Below are 20,143 nucleotides of genomic sequence, written 5' to 3'. Positions count from 1 at the left end.
GATCCACCAGACGCCCCCTAGCCGACGGCGCCGCCGCCCGCCCGGACCAGGCCCGTCTCGTACGCCAGGACCACCACCTGGACCCGGTCGCGCAGGCTCAGCTTCGTCAGGATGCGGCCCACGTGGGTCTTCACCGTCGCCTCGGAGAGAACCAGCCGCGCCGCGATCTCGCCGTTCGACAGGCCCTGGGCGACCAGCAGCATGACCTCCCGCTCGCGTTCCGTCAGCCGCTCGATCTCCTTGTTCTGCGGCTCCTGCGTGGTCGTCGGCAGCATCGGGGCGAAACGGTCCAGCAGCCGCCGCGTCGTCGACGGGGCGACCACCGCGTCGCCGCTGTGCACCGAGCGGATCGCCGCCAGCAGCTCCGCCGGCGGCACGTCCTTCAGCATGAAGCCGCTCGCCCCCGCCTTCAGCCCGGAGAACGCGTACTCGTCCAGGTCGAAGGTGGTCAGGATGATCACCTTCGGGTGCTCCTCCGGCTCACAGATCCGCCGCGTCGCCTCCACCCCGTCGAGCCTGGGCATGCGCACGTCCATCAGCACCACGTCCACCTTCGTGGCCCGCAGCACCTCCAGCGCCTCCAGGCCGTCGCCCGCCTCGGCGACGACCTCCATGTCCGGCTGGGCGGCGAGCACCATGCGGAAGCCGGTGCGCAGCAGCACCTGGTCGTCGACCAGCATCACTCGGATGGACATCCGTCACCTCGTCCTCTTCAACTCTTCTTCAGGGGCAGCAGCGCGCTGATCCGGAAGCCCCCGCCGGGCCGGGGCCCGGCGTCCAGGGTTCCGCCGACCATACCGATCCGCTCGCGCATGCCGATCAGGCCGTGTCCGGCGCCGTCGGCGCCGCCGTCCTCGTACAGCTCGTGTGCCGCTCCCCGCCCGTCGTCCTCGACCAGCAGGCCGAGCCCGTCGTCGAAGTAGACCAGCCGGACGCTCGCCTTCGCGTCGGGGCCCCCGTGCTTGCGGGTGTTCGTCAGGGCCTCCTGCACGATCCGGTACGCGGTCAGCTCGACGCCGCTGGGCAGCCGCCGGGGGGCGCCCTCGACCTCGAAGTCCACCGCGAGCCCGGCCGCCCGCACCTGCTCGACCAGGACCTCGATCTGCTCGACGTCCGGCTGGGGCACGTAGTCCTCGGACTCCTGCGGCTCGCCGGTGCGCAGCACGCCCAGCAGCCGGCGCATCTCGGCGAGTGCCTGGCGCCCGGTGCCCGAGATGGTCTGGAGGGCTTCCTTCGCCTGCTCGGGGGCCACGTCCATGACGTACGCAGCCCCGTCCGCCTGCACCACCATCACCGACACGTTGTGCGCGACGACGTCGTGCAGCTCGCGGGCGATCCGGGCGCGCTCGGCGGCCACGGCCACCTTGGCCTGGGCCTCGCGCTCCTTCTCCAGCCGCTGGTTCCGCTCGATGAGCTGCGCGTAGTAGGCCCGCCGGGTGCGCAGCGAATCGCCCAGCACCCAGGCCAGGGCGAAGGGGACGATCATGAAGAGGGCGAAGAGGATGTTGTCGGTGTCGCTCGTCCCCTTGTCCACCCCGAACCGCAGGAAATAGAGCGGTGCGGCGGCCAGGGCCCAGCCCAGCGCGGTGCGGGAGACCCAGCGCGGGACCTCGCTCGCGGCGACGGTGAAGAGGATCACGAACATGGCGACGTCGTAGAACCCGGCGACGATGCCCAGGAGCAGCTGGTAGACCCCCGCCGCGAGGGTCAGCCAGAACATCGCCTGCGTCCACCTGCGCCGCAGCGCCACGGCCGTGCTCAGGGCGATCACCACGGGGACGGCTGCCAGCTTCATGGAGGAGCCGATGTCCGTCTCGGCCACGACGTTCAGCATCGAGACCCCGAAGAGGAGGACAGCCCAGAAGCTGTCGACGCCCGTCGGGTGTCTGCGGAGGAAGTCGTAGAGGCGCTGCACGTAACCCAGAGTAGGGAACGGAGATAGGTGCTGGAGTCAACCAGAGGTTCCAACCTGGCCCGGGGGGCGTACTCCCCAAGGTGGAGGGTGAGCATAACCTTCCTGGGATGAGTGCCCAGGGTGGATACGCGACTCCGGTCCGGTGGCGCAGTGCGATGGACACCGCGCTGTACGGGCCCGGCGGCTTCTACGTGCGGCCGGGCGGCCCCGGCCCCGCGGGGCACTTCCGCACCTCGGTGCACGCCTCGCGGCTGTTCGCGGGTGCCGTGGCCCGGCTGCTGCGGTGGGTCGACGCGCAGCTCGGCCACCCGACGGCGCTGGACCTGGTCGACGTGGGCGCCGGGCGGGCGGAGCTGCTGGCCGGGGTGCTCGCCGAGCTGCCGGCGGAGGTGGCCGCGCGCGTGCGCCCGTACGCCGTGGAGCGGGCCGGGCGGCCCCCGGGGCTCGACCCGCGGATCCGCTGGGTCACGGCGCCGCCCGAAGGGGCCACGGGGCTGCTGTTCGCCAACGAATGGCTGGACAACGTGCCCCTCGACATCGCCGAGGACGGGCGGTACGTCCTGGTCGCGCCGGACGGTACGGAGAGCCCCGGCGGCCCCGTGGACGGTGCGGACCTGGCCTGGCTGGAGCGGTGGTGGCCCGGCGGCGGCCGCGTGGAGATCGGCCGGGCGCGCGACGAGGCCTGGGCGGCGGCCGTGGCCGGCGTGGAGCGGGGCCTGGCGGTGGCGGTGGACTACGCCCATACCCGGGAGACGAGGCCCCCGTACGGCACGCTGACGGGCTTCCGCGGGGGCCGGGAGGTCCCGCCGGTCCCGGACGGCAGCTGCGACGTCACCGCCCACGTGGCACTGGACGCGTGCGCGGGGCCGGGCTCGGTGCTGCTGACCCAGCGCGAGGCGCTGGCCGCCCTCGGCGTCTCGGGCGCCCGGCCCCCGCTGGCCCTGGCCTCCACGGATCCGGCGGGCTACCTCCGGGCCCTCGGCTCGGCGGGGGAGGCCGCGGAGCTGACGGCCCGCGGCGGGCTGGGGGACTTCCTCTGGCTGTGCCAGCCGGTGGGCATCGCGGCGGCCTGGCCCGGCGCGGCGGACTGACGGGACGTGCCCCTGCGCCCGCTGCCGGGGCCGGGGCCCGGCCCGCGCCCCGGCCCGGCGCCCCGAACGCCGGAGGGGGCGGGATCCCTTGCGGGATTCCGCCCCCTCCTCAGTGCACGCTCTTACTCTGTGACGTCGTGGCCGTGGCCCTCGTGCAGGCCTCCGCCGCCGCCGCTGCCGCCCGGGGTCGGGACGGAGACGACCGGCTTCGAGAGCGGGGCCAGGTCGAAGGCGTAGTGGCCGACCGCGTCCGCGATGACGTCGACGTTGATGTCGAGCGCCTTCTGGTCGATGTTCGTGATGTCGTCACCCTTGGCGTGGTAGTTCACGTCGTAGGCGACACCCGCCTGACCGCCGAACTTCGCGGCCTCCTCCGCCGTCTTGATGCCCTCGGCGCCGGTGAAGGTACCGCCGGACGGGATGCCGACCTCGATGAACGGGCCGTAGTCCGAGCGGCCGGAGAAGTCCGTGCCCGCGTGCGGGAGGTTCTTGGAGTCGAGGAAGTCGGTGATCCCCTTCTCGATCTGGGCGGAGCCCTCCGGGCCGGGGCCCGCACCCACGCCGTCCGAGTTGTCGCCGTCGTAGACGAAGTACGCGGCATTCGGCGAGGCGATCATGTCGAAGTTCAGGTAGAGCTTGATCTGCTTCTTCTGCTCCTCCGTCAGCCCCGCGACGTACGCCTCGGAGCCGAGCAGGCCGAACTCCTCCGCCGACCACCAGCCGAACTTGACCTTGTTCTTGATCTTCGACTGGCTGCTCGCCAGGCGCTGCGCGACCTGGAGGATGCCGGCCGAGCCGGAGCCGTTGTCGTTGATGCCCGGGCCCGCCGCGACCGAGTCGAGGTGCGCGCCGAGGAAGACGGTGTTGTTCTCGTCCCCGCCGCGGGTCTCCGCGATCACGTTGTACGTCTTGCGGTTCTCGCGGAACTCGCGGATGTCGAGGGTGAGCTCGACCGGTCCGGCCGCGGCGTCCGCGGCGAGCTTCTCGCCGTCGGCCTGGGAGATGCCGCCCGTCGGCACCTTGCCCGCGGTCGCGTCGCCGAGGGTGCCGTTCAGGGCGCCCGCGGTGTTGTTGTAGATGACCGTGGCGACCGCGCCGGCCGCCGCCGCGTTGGCCTGCTTGGCGGCGAAGGTGCAGCCGCCGCGCTTGACCAGGGCGATCTTTCCGGTGAACGCGCCGGCGGCGAAGTCGCCGGGCTCGCAGCCGTTCGTACCGTCCGCGTCGACCGGTGCGACGGCCACCTGGGCGGTGACACCCCCGGCCGGCGTGCTGGTCGTGTACGTCATCAGGTGGATCGGGACGTCGCGCCCGTTCGAGCCGTTCACCGTCAGCTTCTCGGCGATGGTCTCCACGTACACGAAGTCGAACTCGTTCTTCGTGACCTTGTAGCCGGCGGCCTTCATCACGGCCTCGACGTACTTCGCGGACTTCTCGTGACCGGGCGAACCGGCCACGCGCGTGCCGTTGTTGTAGTCCGCGATGGACTGCAGGACCTTCAGGTGGTTGTAGGCGCCCTTGCCAGTGGCGTCCTTGACCAGCTTCCTGGCCAGCGCGTCACCGCGAGCGGCGTCGCTGTCCGGGCTGGTGGCTCCGGCCGGCCCGGCGAGCAGCAGCGGTGAGACAAGGGCCGCGGCCGCCAGGGCGGCGGTCGCAGCGGCTATACGGCGTGAGGGCATGCAAGGTCCTTCCACGGCAAAAGTGCGAGCAGGTCCGAACGGTGGACGCACGTTATGCAGCAAGGAGCCGGTCTGGCCAGACTTTCAGCTGATTCCGGTGTGTCAATTCCGTATATCGGCGACGCGGCCTAGCGCAGGATGCCCTCGATGAAGTCCGAGCCGATGCGTGCGACCGCGGGCAGATCCAACTGATGCTGGGCATACCGGCCTTGGCGTTGCGTATGGATCAGACCGGCCTTTTTCAGGACAGCCAGATGCCGTGACACCTCCGGCGCGGTGATCCCGTACACGGTCGCGAGCTCGCCCGTCGTGTACGAGGCCCGGGCCAGGCTCCGGCACAGCATCATCCGCACGGGATGCGCCAGCGCCTCCATCCGCCGCTGCAGCAGCTCCACCGATCCGGGCGCGGAGCCCAGTTCGGGGGTGCCGAGCGGGTAGTGGACCACCGGACGCCAGCCCGGGGCGTGCAGCACCAGCAGATGCGGCCAGCCGAAGTGGGTCGGTATGAAGACCAGGCCGGCGCCTATCCGGGGGTCCGTGGCTGTCGTCGACCCGTTCACCATCTTGTCGGCGGTGATGGTGGTGCGGCCCTCGTCGACGGCGAGCGCCGCCGAGACCTCCTTCAGCGCGGCCGGCAGCCCCTTGCGGCGCAGCAGCTCGGTCTTGTGCCGGGCGTCGGCGCTCTGCGCGGGCTCGACGCGCTTCCAGGTCTCGGCGAAGAAGGCCTCGTCGCAGTCCTCGATCAGCCGCCGCATCCACACCCGTACCGCGGCGGTGTCGTCCAGCAGCCGGAGCGAGAAGTCCAGCTGGCGCGGGCCGCGGGCGGCGGCCGTCTCCAGCGCCCTGGCCCGGCTCGCGGGGTCCGTGAGCGGGGAGGGCGCCCCGCCGTCGTTGTACGAGGCGAGCCAGCAGTGCTCCAGGGCGGCCGTCACGAACCGCTCGTCGTCCATCCGGTCGAGTACGTCGAGCTCCTCGGCCAGGGTCGCGCCGGGCAGCCCGGTCCCGCCGGGCATTGCGGCGAAGGGCATGAAGACGTCGGAGAAGGAGCTGCGCCACATGAACTCGGCCTCCAGCAGCCGGTCCGCGAGGCAAGGGTCGAGGGCGGCGGCGGTGGCGGCGGTCCAGGACGCGAGCCGGGGGTGGTGGGCGGGCTGCGAGAGCGCGTGCAGCGCCATGCAGAGCTCTGCGAGCGGCGAGGGCGTGAAGCTGATCCGCTCGGCGGGGAGCCCGGCGATGTCGATGGTGACGCTCATCAGGCCATTCTGAGGGCTCGGATCCGGAACTCCCGCGCGCCAAACGCGGGCTGGGTCCGATCAGGCGAACGCAATCTCGTACGCGACCTCCGCACGGCGGTCGGCGATCACGATGTCGGCGGTTTCCACCGGGCGGCCGTCCGCCGCGTAGTGGGTCCGCTCGATCTCGGTGATCAGGTCGCCGACGCTGATGCCGAGCAGGTTGGCCTGCGTCCGGGTGGCGCGCGCGGGACGCGGGATCTCGGTCGCCGACACGACCGTCACCCCGATCGACCGCATCCGCTCGACCACCCCCGCCCCCTTGAGCGGCCCGCTCTCCGGCAGCACCACCGGGGTGCGGTCCGTGACCGCCATCGGCTCCCAGGACTCGCACGTCTCCACCGGCCGTCCCTCGGACAGGAAGGCGTACGAGGTGAGCACGCACGGGTCGCCCGCGGAGATGGCGAGGCGCCCGGCGATGCGCTCGGGCGCCGGGGTGCGGGCCTTGGAGCGGGCCTGCCAGGTCCCGCCGCCGTTGTCGCGGCCGCCCGGACCGCTCAGCCGCCGCAGCCGGGAGCGCGGGATCCGCATCCGCTTGCGCGGGACGCGGATGTACGTGCCGGATCCGGCACGGCCCTCGAGGAAGCCCTCGATGATCAGCAGCTCCATGGCGCGCTGGGCGATGGACTGGCCCACGCCGTACTCCCCGGCGAAGCGCGCCCGCGACGGCAGCCGCGCGCCGACCTGCCATTCCCCGGCCAGGATCCGCTTCCGGAGTGCGTCGGCAATCTCCAAGTACGCCGTATCACGAGGCATTTGGCCACGCTAACACCGGCGCCCGGGCCTCGCCCCGGCTTCCCCGCCCGCGCGGGTGAAGCCGGGGACACCCGTACGTCCGTCCCCGGCGGAACGGCCCGGTCCGGCCGGGGACGGCCCCTCAGTCGAAGTTCGGGGCGTTGCGCTCGTACACCAGGCGCAGCCCGATCAGCGTCAGCCACGGCTCGTGGTCGTCGATCACCGAGGACTCGCCCAGCACCATCGGGGCCAGGCCGCCGGTGGCGATGACGCGGACGTCGTCGGGGTCGCCGTTCGGGCCGGCCAGCTCCTTGGCCATCCGGCCCACGACCCCGTCGACCTGGCCGGCGAAGCCGTACACCACGCCCGACTGCATCGCCTCGACCGTGGACTTGCCGATCACGTTGCGCGGGCGGGCCAGCTCGATCTTCCGCAGCTGGGCGCCCCGCACGCCGAGGGCCTCCATCGAGATCTCGATGCCCGGGGAGATCACCCCGCCCACGTACTCGCCCTTCGCGGACACCGCGTCGAAGGTGGTCGCCGTACCGAAGTCGACCACGATCGCCGGGCCCCCGTAGAGCTCGACCGCCGCGACCGCGTTGATGATGCGGTCCGCGCCGACCTCCTTCGGGTTGTCCATGAGGATCGGCACGCCCGTCTTGATGCCGGGTTCCACGAGGACCGCCGGCACGTCGCCGTAGTAGCGCCGGGTGACCTCCCGCAGCTCGTGCAGGACCGACGGCACCGTCGAGCAGATCGCGATGCCGTGGATCCCGTCGCCCAGCTCGCTGCCGAGCATCGGGTGCATGCCCATCAGACCCTGCATCAGCACGGCCATCTCGTCGGCCGTGCGGCGCGGGTCGGTCGAGATGCGCCAGTGCTCGACGATCTCGTCACCGTCGAACAGGCCCAGGACCGTGTGGGTGTTGCCTACGTCGATGGTGAGGAGCACGGGTTACACCGCCTCGCGCAGATCGAGGCCGATGTCCAGGATCGGCGAGGAGTGGGTCAGCGCGCCGACCGCCAGGTAGTCCACGCCGGTCTCCGCGTACGCCCGGGCGGTGTCCAGCGTCAGGCGGCCCGAGGACTCCAGCACCGCGCGGCCGGCCACCAGGGCCACGGCCTCGGCGGTCTGCGCGACCGTGAAGTTGTCCAGCAGGATCAGGTCGGCGCCCGCACCCAGGACCTCGCCGATCTGCTCCAGGGTGTCGACCTCGACCTCGATCGGAACGTCCGGGAAGGCCTCCCGTACGGCCTCGAAGGCCTGGGCGACGCCGCCCGCCGCCACCACGTGGTTGTCCTTCACCAGCGCCGCGTCCGACAGGGACATGCGGTGGTTGACGCCGCCGCCGCAGCGCACCGCGTACTTCTCCAGCGAACGCAGCCCCGGCGTGGTCTTGCGGGTGTCGCGGACCTTCGCCCGGGTGCCCTCCAGCACGTCCGCCCAGCGCCGGGTGGCGGTCGCGATGCCCGACAGGCGGCACAGGATGTTGAGCGCGCTGCGCTCCGCCGTCAGCAGGTCGCGGGTGCGCGAGCGTACGGACAGGAGGACCTGCCCGGCCTTGACGGTGTCGCCGTCCTCCGCGTGCCGCTCGACCTCGAAGGCCTCCGTGCAGACCACCGAGAACACGGCTTCGGCGATGCGCAGGCCCGCCACCACGCCGTCCTCGCGGGCGACGAAGTCGGCCACGGCCTCGGCCTCCTCGGGCACCGTGGCCACGGTGGTGACGTCCACGCCGCCGTCCAGGTCCTCGGAGAGCGCCATGTGGGCGATGTCCTCGACCTCGACGGGGTCCAGCCCGGCGTCCTCGAGCAGCTGGGCCAGCGCCGGGTCCAGGCCGGTCTCCTCGCCGTCGCCGCAGCCGCAGCCGTCGCCGCAGCCGCCGTCGTTCTGGTCGATCAGGGGAAGTTCGGGGGTGCTCACGGTCACTGCTCCAGGCTGAGGGGGTGGGTCACGGACGGGAAGTCCGCGGAGTCGGTGGGGGTGACGACCAGGGCGCGCTTCTCGGTCGCCGACAGCCGGACGACGAGATGGCGGCGCCAGGCGGCATCGTCCCGGTCCGGATGGTCCTCGCGCCAGTGGCAGCCGCGGGTCTCCACGCGCCGCTGTGCGGCGGCGACCAGCACCCGGGCCACGCACAGCAGGTTCGTGGCCTCCCAGGTGTCCACCCCCGGTTCGGCGGTCTTGCCGTGCGTTTCGAGGGTGTTCAGGGCGGTGGTGTACAGGGCTTCGAGCGCCTCGGCGGCCGCGGCCAGCGACTCGGCCGAGCGCAGCACGCCCGCGCCGTCCGTCATGATCCGCTGGATCTCGTACCGCGCCTCGGCGGGCTGCAGCGGACCGGTCGAGGGCACCGGTATGCCCGGCCCGTTGCCGCAGCGGGCCTGCGCGGCGATGTCGTCGGCGATCCGCTCGGCGAAGACCAGGCCCTCCAGCAGGGAGTTGGAGGCCAGCCGGTTCGCGCCGTGCACACCGGTGCAGGCGACCTCGCCGCACGCGTACAGGCCGGGGACGGTGGTGCGGCCGTGCAGGTCGGTCCGTACGCCGCCGGACGCGTAGTGCGCGGCGGGCGCGACGGGGATCGGCTCGGTCACCGGGTCGATGCCGTGCGCGCGGCAGGAGGCCAGGATGGTGGGGAAGCGCTGCTCCCACATCTCGGCGCCGAAGTGCCGGGCGTCCAGGTACATGTGCCGGGCGCCCTGCTCCTGCATGCGGCGCATGATGCCCTTGGCGACGATGTCCCGCGGGGCGAGTTCGCCGAGTTCGTGCTGCCCGGCCATGAAGCGCACGCCGTCCGCGTCGACGAGGTACGCGCCTTCGCCGCGGACCGCCTCCGAGACGAGGGGCTGCTGGCCCTCGGCGTCCGGGCCGAGGAACAGCACGGTCGGGTGGAACTGCACGAACTCCAGGTCCGAGACCTCGGCCCCGGCGCGCAGCGCGAGCGCCACCCCGTCACCCGTGGACACCGAGGGGTTGGTGGTCGCGGAGAAGACCTGGCCCATGCCGCCGGTCGCGAGGATCACGGCGGGCGCGTGGACGGCGCCGACGCCGTCGTGCTGGCCCTCGCCCATCACGTGCAGCGTGACTCCGGCGGTACGGCCCTGCGCGTCCTGGAGCAGGTCCAGGACGAGCGCGTTCTCGACGGTACGGATCCCCGCGGCCTGCACGGCTTCGACGAGCGCCCGGGAGATCTCCGCTCCGGTGGCGTCGCCGCCCGCGTGCGCGATCCGGCGCCGGTGGTGGCCGCCCTCCCGGGTCAGCTCTATCTCCCCGGTGTCCGCGGAGGTGTCGAAGACGGCGCCCGTGGCCATCAACCGCCGTACCGCGTCGGGACCTTCGGTGACGAGCAGCCGTACGGCCGCCTCGTCGCACAGGCCCGCGCCCGCGACCAGCGTGTCGTCCAGGTGCTGCTCGGGGGTGTCGCCCTCGCCGAGGGCCGCGGCGATGCCGCCCTGCGCCCAGCGGGTGGAGCCGTCGTCGAGCCGGGCCTTGGTGACCACGACGGTGCGGCGGCCCGCGGCGGCGCAGCGCAGCGCCGCGGTCAGCCCCGCGACGCCGGAGCCGACGACCACGACATCGGCGTCGACGGACCAGCCGGGGGCCGGCGCGTGCAGACGTATGCCGGTGCCCGCGGCCGCGGCTGCGCCGCCCGACGGGAGGCCTCTGCCTGGGGTGCTCACGAGTGTGCTCCGAATTCCAGTGGGATGTTGTCGATCAGCCGGGTCGTGCCCACCTTCGCGGCGACGGCCAGCACGGCCTGCCCGGTGAACGCGGGCCCGGCCTCGGTGAAGTCCTGCGGGTCCACCAGTGCCAGGTAGTCCAGGACGAGCGGCGGCTCGTGGCGGCCCGCCTCCTCCAGGACGTGCCGGGCGGCGGCCCGTACGGCGTCCGGCAGCCCGGTGCCCGCCGCCGAGACGGCGTGCGCGTCGGCGGAGGCGCGGATCTCGCCGAGCCGGGCCAGGGCCGTGGCCCGCTCGTCGCTGGCCGGGGAGGCCTCGGCGCGGGCCTGCAGCGCCGCCTGCGCGGCGAGCCGGTCCCGCCCGGCGAACAGGGCGCGGGACAGGGCCAGGGCGGTGCGCCGCTCGGCGGGGGAGAGGTAGCGGTTGCGGGACGACAGCGCGAGCCCGTCCTCCTCGCGGACGGTCGGTACGCCGACCACCTCCACGGGGAAGTTCAGGTCGGTCACCATCCGCCGGATCAGGGCCAGTTGCTGGGCGTCCTTCTGGCCGAAGAGGGCCAGGTCGGGCTGGGTGAGGTGGAGCAGCTTCGCGACGACGGTCAGCATGCCGTCGAAGTGGCCGGGCCGGGTGGCTCCTTCGAGGCGCTCACCCATGGGGCCGGCGCTGATCCGCACCTGCGGGTCGCCGCCCGGGTAGACCTCGTCGACGGCGGGCGCGAACACCGCGTCGGCGCCCGCAGCTTCGGCGAGCGCGAGGTCGGCGTCGAGGGTGCGGGGGTAGCGGTCCAGGTCCTCGTTCGCCCCGAACTGCAGCGGGTTGACGAAGACGGTGGCGACGACCTGGCCCTGCGGCCCCACCAGCTCACGGGCCGAGCGGATCAGGGTGGCGTGGCCCTCGTGCAGGGCGCCCATGGTCATCACCACGGCCCGGCGCCCGGTGCGGGGGAGCTTGCGGAGCTCTTCGGCGGTGTCCAGCAGCAGTCCGCTCATGAGGCAGTGCCCCCTTCCGGGTCCGTGTCGGTGTCGGCGAGCACACCGAGCAGGTCCTCGGCGAGCTCGGGCTTGAGCAGTCCGTGCGCGAGGGCCCGGTCCGCGGTGGTGCGGGCCATCGCCAGGTATCCGGCGACCGTGCCGGGCGCGTGCTTGCGCAGCTCCGAGACGTGCGCGGCGACCGTGCCGGCGTCGCCGCGGGCCACCGGGCCGGTCAGGGCCGCGTCGCCGGAGCGCAGGGCGTTGTCGAGGGCCGCGCCGAGGAGCGGGCCGAGCATCCGGTCGGGGTGTCCGACCCCGGCCTTGCGCAGCAGCTCCATCGACTGGGCGACCAGGGTGACCAGGTGGTTCGCGCCGAGGGCGAGGGCGGCGTGGTAGAGCGGACGGTTCTCCTCCGCGATCCACTCGGGCTCCCCGCCCATCTCGATGACCAGGGCCTCGGCGGCGAGCCGCAGCTCCTCGGGGGCGGTGACGCCGAAGGAGCAGCCGGCCAGCCGCTGCACGTCGACCTCGGTGCCGGTGAACGTCATCGCGGGGTGCAGGGCCAGCGGCAGCGCGCCCGCGCGGCGCGCCGGGTCGAGCACGGCGGTGCCGTACCGGCCGGAGGTGTGGACGAGGAGCTGTCCGGGCCGGACCGCACCGGTCTCGGCGAGGCCTTCGACCAGGGACGGCAGCGCGTCGTCCGGCACGGTGAGGAGGACCAGATCGGCCTTCTCGAATACCTGTGCGGGCGGGACGAGGGGTACGTCGGGCAGCATCCGCGCGGCGCGGCGCACCGAGGCGTCGGACACGCCGGACACGGCGACGGGCCGGTGCCCGGCCTGCTGGAGCGCGCAGGCCAGCGCGGGGCCGACCCGGCCGGCTCCGACGACACCGACGGCCAGCCGGGCAGGGCGTGGCTGCTGTGATGGATTCACGCGGGGAGGGCCTTCCGTTCCAGTCCGCGGGGGGTACCGGACGATACGCCGCCATGCTAGCTCCTGGGCCCTTTGGCCCGTCGGCGATGATCGTGTGCCATGAGCGAGGACCACAGCAGGCACGACGGCGGGGACGACGGCCCGGACAGTGGCGCGGACGGCGGAGACGCGGAGCGGGAGGAGCGGGAGGAGCGGCGGGCGGCGGCATGGCGCGGGGCCGGGCGGACGCTCTCCCGTTCCCTGAAGGAGGCCACCGTGGCGGAGCTGCTGGCGCCGCTCGCCGAAGCCCCGTACGACATGGACCAGCCGGCCGACGTCTACGGCAATGGCGTGGTCGCCGAGGTGGAGCGGCGGGTCGCGGAGCTGCTGGGCACGCAGGACGCGGCGTTCTTCCCGAGCGGGACCATGGCCCAGCAGGTCGCACTGCGCTGCTGGGCCGGGCGGACCGGGAACCCGGTCGTGGCGCTGCACCCGATGAGCCACCCCGAGCGGTGGGAGGGGGACGCGCTGTCGGTCGTCTCCGGGCTGCGGGTGGTGCACCCCACGACGGAGGCGCGGCAGCCGACGGCTCAGGAGGTCTCGGACCTCGCGGAGCCGTTCGGCACGCTGATGCTGGAGCTGCCCCTGCGGGACGCGGGCTTCGTCCTGCCCACGTGGGAGGAGCTGGAGGCGCTGGCCGAGGCGGCCCGGGAGCGGGAGGCCGTGGTCCACTTCGACGGGGCCCGGCTGTGGGAGTCCACGGTGCACTTCGGCCGCCCGCTGCCGGAGATCGCGGCGCTCGCCGACTCGGTGTACGTCTCGTTCTACAAGTCGCTCGGCGGTCTGAGCGGGGCCGCGCTGGCCGGGCCGCGGGAGTTCGTGGAGGAGACCAGGGTCTGGCGCCACCGGTACGGCGGCCAGATCTTCCGCCAGTTCCCGCAGGCCCTGGCCGCGCTGACCGGGCTGGAACGGGAGCTGCCGCGGCTGCCCTCGTACGTGGCGCAGGCGCGGATGGTCGCCGCCGCGCTGGGGCCGGCCTTCGCGGAGGCCGGGATCCCCTGGTCCCGGATCCACCCGGAGCGGCCGCACACCCACCAGTTCCAGGTCTGGCTCCCGTACGACGCGGACCACCTGACGGATGCGGGCGTCCGCCTCGCGGAGGAGACCGGCCGGGTCCTCTTCCGCCGCTGGTCCCCGACGCCCGTCCCGGGCCTCGCCATGACGGAGGTCGAGGTCACGGAACCGGGCCTGTCCTGGACCCCGTCCGAGGTGACCGAAGCCGCCACGGCCTTCGCGTCCCGGTTGTAGCCCGGAACCCCGCCCGGGAACCGGGGAATCGCCGAATTGCGTTAAAGACACCGGCAGGGGCCGGTCACGGCGATACCGTCCCCCCACCGGAACATCCCGCGAGGAGACACCATGACCGCTCGGCCCGTGTGGCAGAAGTCCTCGTTCTGCGGCGAGAAGGACGACGCCTGCGTCTACGTTTCCACTGCCCCCGGCAGGCTCGTGCGCGTCGCCGACCGCGCCGACCCGGCCCACCTCGTGCTCGCCACGACCCAGGCGGCCTGGGCCGACTTCCTGGCCGCCGTCAAAGCGTCCGGCTGAGGGATCCGCCGCGCCGCACCCGCCCGCCCTCAGGGGATTTTGTCCGATTAGCGCGTATCTTCGGCCCATGCCCACGCCCTACGGATCCCGCGGCGGCATGGCGTTCAGTGCCGCCGAGCTGCACGTGCTCAGGCGCTCGCTCGCCCACGCCCTTCAGTCCTCCGAGGCCCCCCTCAGGGCCTCGGAGGTCCAGGACTGCCTGCGCCTCGCGCAGTCGGTGGACGACGCGGTCCAGGAGGCGGCCCGGCTCAGAGCCTTCCTCCTGGAGGACCTGGCCCGCTACCGGGGCGCCCTGCCCGGCAGCCTGTCCGGGTACCTGGAGCTGCTCCAGGACGCCATGGCGGCCGGGTACGAGCCGGCCCCCGACGACCTGGCCGCCCTGCGCGCCCTGCGGGCCAACCCGCTCGCCGCCGCACTGCTGGACCGCGCCCAGGCCGTCGCCGAGCGCTCCGTACGGCGCCGGCTGTCGACCACCCCGGCGCCCCGGACCCGGCTGCTGGCCCTGGCCGGCGGCCGCGAGGAGCCGGCGCCCGCTCCCAAGCCCCAGCCCGGGGAAGCGCCGCACCCCGGCCGGCCCCCGCGCCCGATCCCGACCCCCGGCGAGGTCTTCCCGCCGCGCCGCAAGCCCACCCCGCCCCCGGCGGAGGGCCGGGCGGAGGGCCGGGCGGAGAGCCGGGCGGCCGGCTAGCCCTTGTGACCGACCCGGCAGGCCTTCCGGGCACCGGCACTGGCTACGCTGAGGGGCATGGACTACGTTTCCGCGCTCGTACCCCCCTTCGCGATGGCCGCGTTCTTCATCGCCCTCGTCGTGACGATCGTGAAGAGCCAGGGCGGCTCCAACAAGGCCAAGGAGGACGCGGCGGTCGACGCCGTGATCGCCAAGGCCGAGGCCGCCCGGCAGACGGCCAAGTAACCGGCTCCTTCCGGGGTCCCTCCGGGGACCCCGGATTTTGTCGCGCGTTGCCGAGCGAATAGTCGGGCAATTACCCACAAGCCGCACTATCGTGCTGTTGTGCCTCGCCCCTTGGGAGAACTCGAAGACGCCGTCATGACGCGGGTGTGGCAGTGGAACCGCCCGGTCACCGTTCGGGAAGTGCTGGAAGACCTCCAGCAGGAACGGTCCATCGCGTACACCACGGTCATGACCGTTATGGACAATCTTCATCAGAAGGGCTGGGTCCGCCGGGAAGCGGAAGGCCGCGCCTATCGATATACGGCGGTCTCCACCCGCGCCGCATACTCGGCCGCACTGATGAACGAAGCGTGGTCGACCAGTGACAACCCCGCGGCCGCCCTCGTCGCCTTCTTCGGCATGATGTCCGCGGAACAGCGCGAAGCCCTCCGGGACGCCGTCCGGATCGTCCAGCACGACGACGAAGCGGCGGAAGCGGCGGAAGCGGCGGAAGCGGCCGAAGCTGCCGAAACGTCCGAACCGGCGGACGCGGCAGAAGCCGCCCGGGCCGCCGGGCCCGCCGCCCCGCCCGCCCCGCCCGAAGGGGACTCCGGCGCGCGTACGGAGGGGCCGGGGCGATAGCGTCCGGGGCCATGGGAGAGTTTTCCGCCGCACATCCAGAAACAGTGACGATCCGCCGTGCCCGCACCGGTGATGTTCCCGCGCTGCGCCGCCTGCTCGACCAGTACGTGCAGCAGCGGATCCTGCTCGACAAAGCCCCCGTCGTCCTTTACGAGGACATCCAGGAGTTCTGGGTCGCGGAACGGGACTCCGACCACCAGGTGGTCGGCTGCGGCGCTCTCCACGTCATGTGGGAAGACCTCGCCGAAGTACGCACTCTCGCCGTCGACCGCGACCTCAAGGGCGCCGGCGTCGGTCATCTGGTGCTCGAGCAGTTGTTGCGGACGGCGCGCACGCTCGGGGTGAGCCGGGTTTTCTGTCTGACCTTCGAAGTGGACTTCTTCGCGAAGCACGGCTTCGTCGAGATCGGCGAGACCCCGGTCGAGACCGATGTCTACATGGAGCTCCTGCGTTCCTATGACGAGGGCGTCGCCGAGTTCCTCGGTCTCGAACGAGTGAAGCCGAACACCTTGGGCAACAGTCGGATGCTTCTGCACCTCTGATCGATGGCCCTGGCTTTTCCGGCGCTCCACGTACCTGTGGCCTATGTCCGAATCGCGCACGTTTCCCGCCCCGTTGCGGTCCTGAACCTCTCCCCGGGGGTTTGTGTTTTCCAGGCAAAAGCGGTTTCCTTTCCGCGTACTGCTTTTCGATGAAAGGAAATCCCGGTGGCACAGAAGGTTCAGGTCCTTCTTGTCGACGACCTCGACGGTGGCGAGGCGGACGAGACGGTGACGTTCGCTCTGGATGGCAAGACCTACGAGATCGACCTCACCACCGCCAACGCTGAAAAGCTCCGCGGTCTGCTCGACCCGTACACCAAGGGCGGCCGCCGCACCGGTGGCCGCGCGAGCGCGACCCGCGCCAAGGGCCGCGCCTCGGCCACGGCCGGCAACCCGGACACTGCCGAGATCCGCGCGTGGGCCAAGGAGAACGGTTACAACGTGAACGACCGCGGCCGCGTCCCGGCCGAGATCCGCGAGGCCTACGAGAAGGCCAAGGGCTGAGCACTCCGCTCCGCACGGCGCCGCAGGCGCGCACGGTGGCATTCCGTCGCCGCCGCCGCCACCAGGCGTACGAGATCGGGCCCGCGGGCGGGCCCGGCGCCCTGCCCGGGGAGACCCGGCAGGGCCGGCAGCAGTGCCTCACACCCCTGCTCGGGGGGCCGCAGCCACACGGCGGCCTCCCGAGGGCCCGGGGGCGGCCCCGGGGGAGCCGGGGCGGTGATCCGGCCCCCCGCACCCAGGGCGGCGAGATCCAGGGCGACCCCGCCCCACTCCAGCCAGTCGAGCAGCCCGTCGAGCTCTTCTGCGCTGCCCGCGGCCACCAGGAACCGCATCCTGCGCCCCATGAGCGCCACCGGGCCCGTGTCGACCGGCCTGCGCAAGAGCGCCGCCCCCGCATCGGACGGCAGCTCCAGGACGTCGAAACGGGACCCCGTGACGAGCTGCACGGGCGGGCCCCCCGCCACCGGCCAGCCGAGCACCCCCTCGTACCAGGAGGCGTACGCGGCGTACGCGGCCTCCTCGGCCGGGACGCGGGGCAGCGGGACGGTGGGGGCGCCGGCGGTGCTGGAGGCCATGTCCTGAGCAACTCCAGGGGCGCTCCGGGGTTACGGCCGATGTGACGGTCCGCAGGCGGATCAATGCGGAACGTAAACATCCGCAGAGGTGGAGTCCCGCATTCGGGACGGAACTGTGTTCGCCCTTAGCGGAGGGAACCGGTGCCACCGGCATGGAGTGTCAGTCCCGACGGGTAAGACATTCCTAGTGGATCGGGGCGACACGCTGATTTGACGGGCGCCCGTTCGCCATCGGCGTACACGCATGACGGGTATCTGCCTGGCCTGCGGGAACATCGTCTCGCACCATCGAGTTGGAGCAGTAGTCGGCTCTTCAAGCCGGTTTTCCCCGCCGAGGCGGGGGTGAGCCGTGGACGGATGTCGGCAGTTGGAATGAGCTGTCCCGCCCCACGGGACTAGCATGCGGAAGGACAGGGCGGGGACCGACCCCGAACTGCCCGACCGCTCTGAGGAGCGATAAACGATGTTCGAGAGGTTCACCGACCGCGCGCGGCGGGTTGTCGTCCTGGCTCAGGAAGAAGCCCGGATGCTCAACCACAACTACATCGGCACCGAGCACATCCTCCTGGGCTTGATCCACGAGGGTGAGGGTGTCGCCGCTAAGGCCCTGGAGAGCCTCGGGATTTCGCTCGAGGCTGTTCGCCAGCAGGTTGAGGAGATCATCGGACAGGGGCAGCAGGCCCCTTCCGGCCACATCCCCTTCACCCCGCGGGCGAAGAAGGTCCTGGAGCTTTCGCTCCGAGAGGCCCTCCAGCTCGGCCACAACTACATCGGCACCGAGCACATCCTGCTCGGCCTGATCCGCGAGGGCGAGGGCGTCGCCGCCCAGGTCCTCGTGAAGCTGGGCGCCGATCTCAACCGAGTCCGGCAGCAGGTCATCCAGCTGCTCTCCGGCTACACCGGCGGAGGCAAGGAGTCGGCCACGGCAGGCGGCCCGGCCGAGGGCACGCCCTCGACCTCGCTCGTCCTGGACCAGTTCGGCCGCAACCTCACCCAGGCGGCCCGCGAATCCAAGCTCGACCCGGTCATCGGGCGCGAGAAGGAGATCGAGCGGGTCATGCAGGTGCTGTCCCGCCGCACCAAGAACAACCCGGTCCTCATCGGCGAGCCCGGCGTCGGCAAGACCGCCGTCGTCGAGGGCCTGGCCCAGGCGATCGTCAAGGGCGAGGTCCCCGAGACCCTCAAGGACAAGCACCTCTACACGCTTGACCTGGGTGCCCTGGTCGCCGGTTCCCGCTACCGCGGTGACTTCGAGGAGCGCCTGAAGAAGGTGCTCAAGGAGATCCGCACCCGCGGCGACATCATCCTGTTCATCGACGAGCTCCACACCCTCGTGGGTGCGGGTGCCGCCGAGGGCGCGATCGACGCCGCCAGCATCCTCAAGCCCATGCTGGCCCGTGGTGAGCTCCAGACCATCGGTGCCACGACGCTGGACGAGTACCGCAAGCACCTCGAGAAGGACGCGGCCCTCGAGCGCCGCTTCCAGCCGATCCAGGTGGCGGAGCCTTCCCTCCCCCACACGATCGAGATCCTCAAGGGCCTGCGCGACCGTTACGAGGCCCACCACCGCGTCTCCATCACGGACGAGGCCCTCGTCCAGGCGGCGACGCTGGCGGACCGGTACATCTCGGACCGCTTCCTGCCGGACAAGGCGATCGACCTGATCGACGAGGCCGGCTCCCGGATGCGCATCCGCCGGATGACCGCGCCGCCGGACCTCCGCGAGTTCGACGAGAAGATCGCGGCCGTGCGCCGCGACAAGGAGTCGGCCATCGACTCCCAGGACTTCGAGAAGGCGGCGTCTCTCCGTGACAAGGAGAAGCAGCTGCTGGCGGCGAAGACCAAGCGCGAGAAGGAATGGAAGGCCGGCGACATGGACGTCGTCGCCGAGGTCGACGGCGAGCTCATCGCCGAAGTCCTCGCGACCGCGACCGGCATTCCCGTCTTCAAGCTCACCGAGGAGGAGTCCTCGCGACTGCTCCGCATGGAGGACGAGCTCCACCGTCGGGTCATCGGCCAGAAGGACGCCATCAAGGCGCTCTCCCAGGCGATCCGCCGTACCCGTGCGGGTCTGAAGGACCCGAAGCGCCCGGGTGGCTCGTTCATCTTCGCCGGTCCGTCCGGTGTCGGTAAGACCGAGCTCTCGAAGACGCTCGCCGAATTCCTCTTCGGCGACGAGGACGCGCTGATCTCCCTCGACATGTCGGAGTTCAGCGAGAAGCACACGGTTTCCCGTCTCTTCGGTTCGCCCCCCGGCTACGTGGGCTACGAAGAGGGCGGCCAGCTCACCGAGAAGGTCCGCCGGAAGCCGTTCTCCGTCGTCCTCTTCGACGAGGTCGAGAAGGCCCACCCGGATATCTTCAATTCCCTTCTCCAGATCCTGGAGGACGGTCGCCTGACCGACTCCCAGGGCCGGGTCGTGGACTTCAAGAACACGGTCATCATCATGACGACCAACCTGGGTACCCGGGACATCTCGAAGGGCTTCAACCTGGGCTTCGCGGCCCAGGGCGACACCAAGACCGGCTACGACCGGATGAAGGCGAAGGTCAACGAAGAGCTCAAGCAGCACTTCCGGCCCGAGTTCCTCAACCGCGTGGACGACACGGTCGTCTTCCACCAGCTCACCCAGGAAGACATCATCCAGATCGTCGACCTGATGATCGCCAAGGTGGACGAGCGCCTCAAGGACCGCGACATGGGCATCGAGCTCAGCGGTGACGCGAAGCAGCTCCTGGCCAAGCGCGGCTACGACCCGATCATGGGTGCGCGCCCGCTGCGCCGGACCATCCAGCGCGAGATCGAGGACATGCTGTCGGAGAAGATCCTCTTCGGCGAGCTGCGCCCCGGTCACATCGTGGTCGTGGGTGTCGAGGGTGAGGGCGAGGAAGCCAAGTTCACCTTCCGGGGCGAGGAGAAGTCGGCGCTGCCCGACCTTCCCCCGATCGAGGCCACGGGCTCCGGCCCGGACCTCTCGAAGGGCGCGTAGGCGCCAGGCGCTGACCGTAGCGGCATACAGGGGCGGGGGGGGGGGGGGGGGGGGGGGGGGGGGGGGGGCGGTTTTCTTTCTTCGTTCTTTTTGTTTTTTTTTTTTTCTTTTTTCCCTCT

The 20,143-nt window shown here is 71.9% G+C and carries 20 protein-coding genes; 9 read left to right on the top strand and 11 right to left on the bottom strand.

Features of this window, described 5'->3' with window-relative positions; all coding sequences use genetic code 11:
- Positions 1-17 precede the first annotated feature (17 nt).
- A complete protein-coding gene (locus tag ACZ6I1_RS30995; protein ID WP_469292218.1) occupies positions 18-695 on the bottom strand; it encodes a response regulator transcription factor in 678 nt (225 codons plus the stop codon).
- Positions 696-712: 17 nt separating this feature from the next.
- Positions 713-1,915, bottom strand: a complete 1,203-nt coding sequence (locus ACZ6I1_RS30990) for a sensor histidine kinase (protein WP_469292217.1) — start codon at positions 1,913-1,915, stop codon at positions 713-715.
- 107 nt (positions 1,916-2,022) lie between these two features.
- Between ACZ6I1_RS30990 and ACZ6I1_RS30985 the strand changes: the two genes are divergently transcribed.
- On the top strand, positions 2,023-3,006 hold the full coding sequence (locus ACZ6I1_RS30985; protein WP_469292216.1) for an SAM-dependent methyltransferase: 984 nt from the start codon (positions 2,023-2,025) through the stop codon (positions 3,004-3,006).
- 122 nt (positions 3,007-3,128) lie between these two features.
- Here ACZ6I1_RS30985 and ACZ6I1_RS30980 read toward each other — a convergent pair whose 3' ends face one another.
- The 8 genes from ACZ6I1_RS30980 to ACZ6I1_RS30945 form a co-directional block, all read right to left on the bottom strand.
- Entirely contained in the window at positions 3,129-4,682 is a 1,554-nt protein-coding gene (locus ACZ6I1_RS30980; protein ID WP_469292215.1) for a M28 family metallopeptidase, read from the bottom strand.
- A 128-nt stretch (positions 4,683-4,810) separates the two neighbouring features.
- The gene (locus ACZ6I1_RS30975; RefSeq protein WP_469292214.1) at positions 4,811-5,935 is read right to left on the bottom strand and encodes a DUF5937 family protein; all 1,125 of its coding nucleotides are present in this window, start codon (positions 5,933-5,935) and stop codon (positions 4,811-4,813) included.
- Positions 5,936-5,995: 60 nt separating this feature from the next.
- Positions 5,996-6,730 (bottom strand): GntR family transcriptional regulator, encoded by a 735-nt coding sequence (locus ACZ6I1_RS30970; protein WP_469292213.1) that lies wholly within the window; start codon positions 6,728-6,730, stop codon positions 5,996-5,998.
- A gap of 121 nt (positions 6,731-6,851) precedes the next feature.
- Positions 6,852-7,661: a type III pantothenate kinase gene (locus ACZ6I1_RS30965; RefSeq protein WP_446594591.1), complete on the bottom strand. Its 810-nt coding sequence runs from the start codon at positions 7,659-7,661 to the stop codon at positions 6,852-6,854.
- A 3-nt stretch (positions 7,662-7,664) separates the two neighbouring features.
- Positions 7,665-8,633 carry a carboxylating nicotinate-nucleotide diphosphorylase gene (gene nadC, locus ACZ6I1_RS30960; RefSeq protein WP_469292212.1) on the bottom strand — a complete coding sequence of 323 codons (969 nt, stop codon included), beginning with the start codon at positions 8,631-8,633 and terminating at the stop codon, positions 7,665-7,667.
- A 2-nt stretch (positions 8,634-8,635) separates the two neighbouring features.
- On the bottom strand, positions 8,636-10,387 hold the full coding sequence (locus ACZ6I1_RS30955) for an L-aspartate oxidase (protein ID WP_469292211.1): 1,752 nt from the start codon (positions 10,385-10,387) through the stop codon (positions 8,636-8,638).
- A complete protein-coding gene (gene panC, locus ACZ6I1_RS30950) occupies positions 10,384-11,376 on the bottom strand; it encodes a pantoate--beta-alanine ligase (protein WP_469292210.1) in 993 nt (330 codons plus the stop codon). The genes ACZ6I1_RS30955 and panC overlap by 4 nt, the downstream gene beginning before the upstream one ends.
- Positions 11,373-12,293, bottom strand: coding sequence for a Rossmann-like and DUF2520 domain-containing protein (locus ACZ6I1_RS30945; RefSeq protein ID WP_469292209.1), 921 nt, complete (start codon positions 12,291-12,293; stop codon positions 11,373-11,375). Before ACZ6I1_RS30945 ends, panC begins: the two co-directional genes overlap by 4 nt.
- A gap of 99 nt (positions 12,294-12,392) precedes the next feature.
- On the opposite strand from ACZ6I1_RS30945, the gene ACZ6I1_RS30940 reads away from it, so the two are divergent.
- From ACZ6I1_RS30940 to ACZ6I1_RS30910, 7 genes are all read left to right on the top strand, one after another.
- Complete coding sequence (locus ACZ6I1_RS30940) at positions 12,393-13,580, top strand: threonine aldolase family protein (RefSeq protein ID WP_469292208.1); 1,188 nt, start codon at positions 12,393-12,395, stop codon at positions 13,578-13,580.
- A gap of 111 nt (positions 13,581-13,691) precedes the next feature.
- Positions 13,692-13,880 carry a DUF397 domain-containing protein gene (locus tag ACZ6I1_RS30935; protein ID WP_469292207.1) on the top strand — a complete coding sequence of 63 codons (189 nt, stop codon included), beginning with the start codon at positions 13,692-13,694 and terminating at the stop codon, positions 13,878-13,880.
- A 67-nt stretch (positions 13,881-13,947) separates the two neighbouring features.
- Complete coding sequence (locus ACZ6I1_RS30930; protein ID WP_469292206.1) at positions 13,948-14,568, top strand: hypothetical protein; 621 nt, start codon at positions 13,948-13,950, stop codon at positions 14,566-14,568.
- A 57-nt stretch (positions 14,569-14,625) separates the two neighbouring features.
- Positions 14,626-14,793, top strand: coding sequence for a hypothetical protein (locus ACZ6I1_RS30925; RefSeq protein ID WP_469292205.1), 168 nt, complete (start codon positions 14,626-14,628; stop codon positions 14,791-14,793).
- A 135-nt stretch (positions 14,794-14,928) separates the two neighbouring features.
- Complete coding sequence (locus tag ACZ6I1_RS30920; RefSeq protein ID WP_469292245.1) at positions 14,929-15,414, top strand: BlaI/MecI/CopY family transcriptional regulator; 486 nt, start codon at positions 14,929-14,931, stop codon at positions 15,412-15,414.
- Between the two features lie 11 nt (positions 15,415-15,425).
- Positions 15,426-15,956 carry an amino-acid N-acetyltransferase gene (locus ACZ6I1_RS30915; protein WP_469292204.1) on the top strand — a complete coding sequence of 177 codons (531 nt, stop codon included), beginning with the start codon at positions 15,426-15,428 and terminating at the stop codon, positions 15,954-15,956.
- A gap of 165 nt (positions 15,957-16,121) precedes the next feature.
- Positions 16,122-16,460, top strand: coding sequence for a histone-like nucleoid-structuring protein Lsr2 (locus ACZ6I1_RS30910; RefSeq protein ID WP_469292203.1), 339 nt, complete (start codon positions 16,122-16,124; stop codon positions 16,458-16,460).
- Here the strand turns inward: ACZ6I1_RS30910 and ACZ6I1_RS30905 are convergent.
- Complete coding sequence (locus tag ACZ6I1_RS30905; RefSeq protein WP_469292202.1) at positions 16,439-17,035, bottom strand: SCO3374 family protein; 597 nt, start codon at positions 17,033-17,035, stop codon at positions 16,439-16,441. The two genes, ACZ6I1_RS30910 and ACZ6I1_RS30905, sit on opposite strands and share 22 nt — an antisense overlap.
- 463 nt (positions 17,036-17,498) lie before the next feature.
- Here ACZ6I1_RS30905 and ACZ6I1_RS30900 point away from each other — a divergent pair, with 463 nt between their 5' ends.
- Positions 17,499-20,024 (top strand): ATP-dependent Clp protease ATP-binding subunit, encoded by a 2,526-nt coding sequence (locus ACZ6I1_RS30900; protein ID WP_362592261.1) that lies wholly within the window; start codon positions 17,499-17,501, stop codon positions 20,022-20,024.
- Positions 20,025-20,143: the final 119 nt, after the last annotated feature.

The organism is Streptomyces sp. NPDC046303, from assembly GCF_055588085.1.
This window is presented reverse-complemented; position numbering and strand designations above follow the sequence as displayed.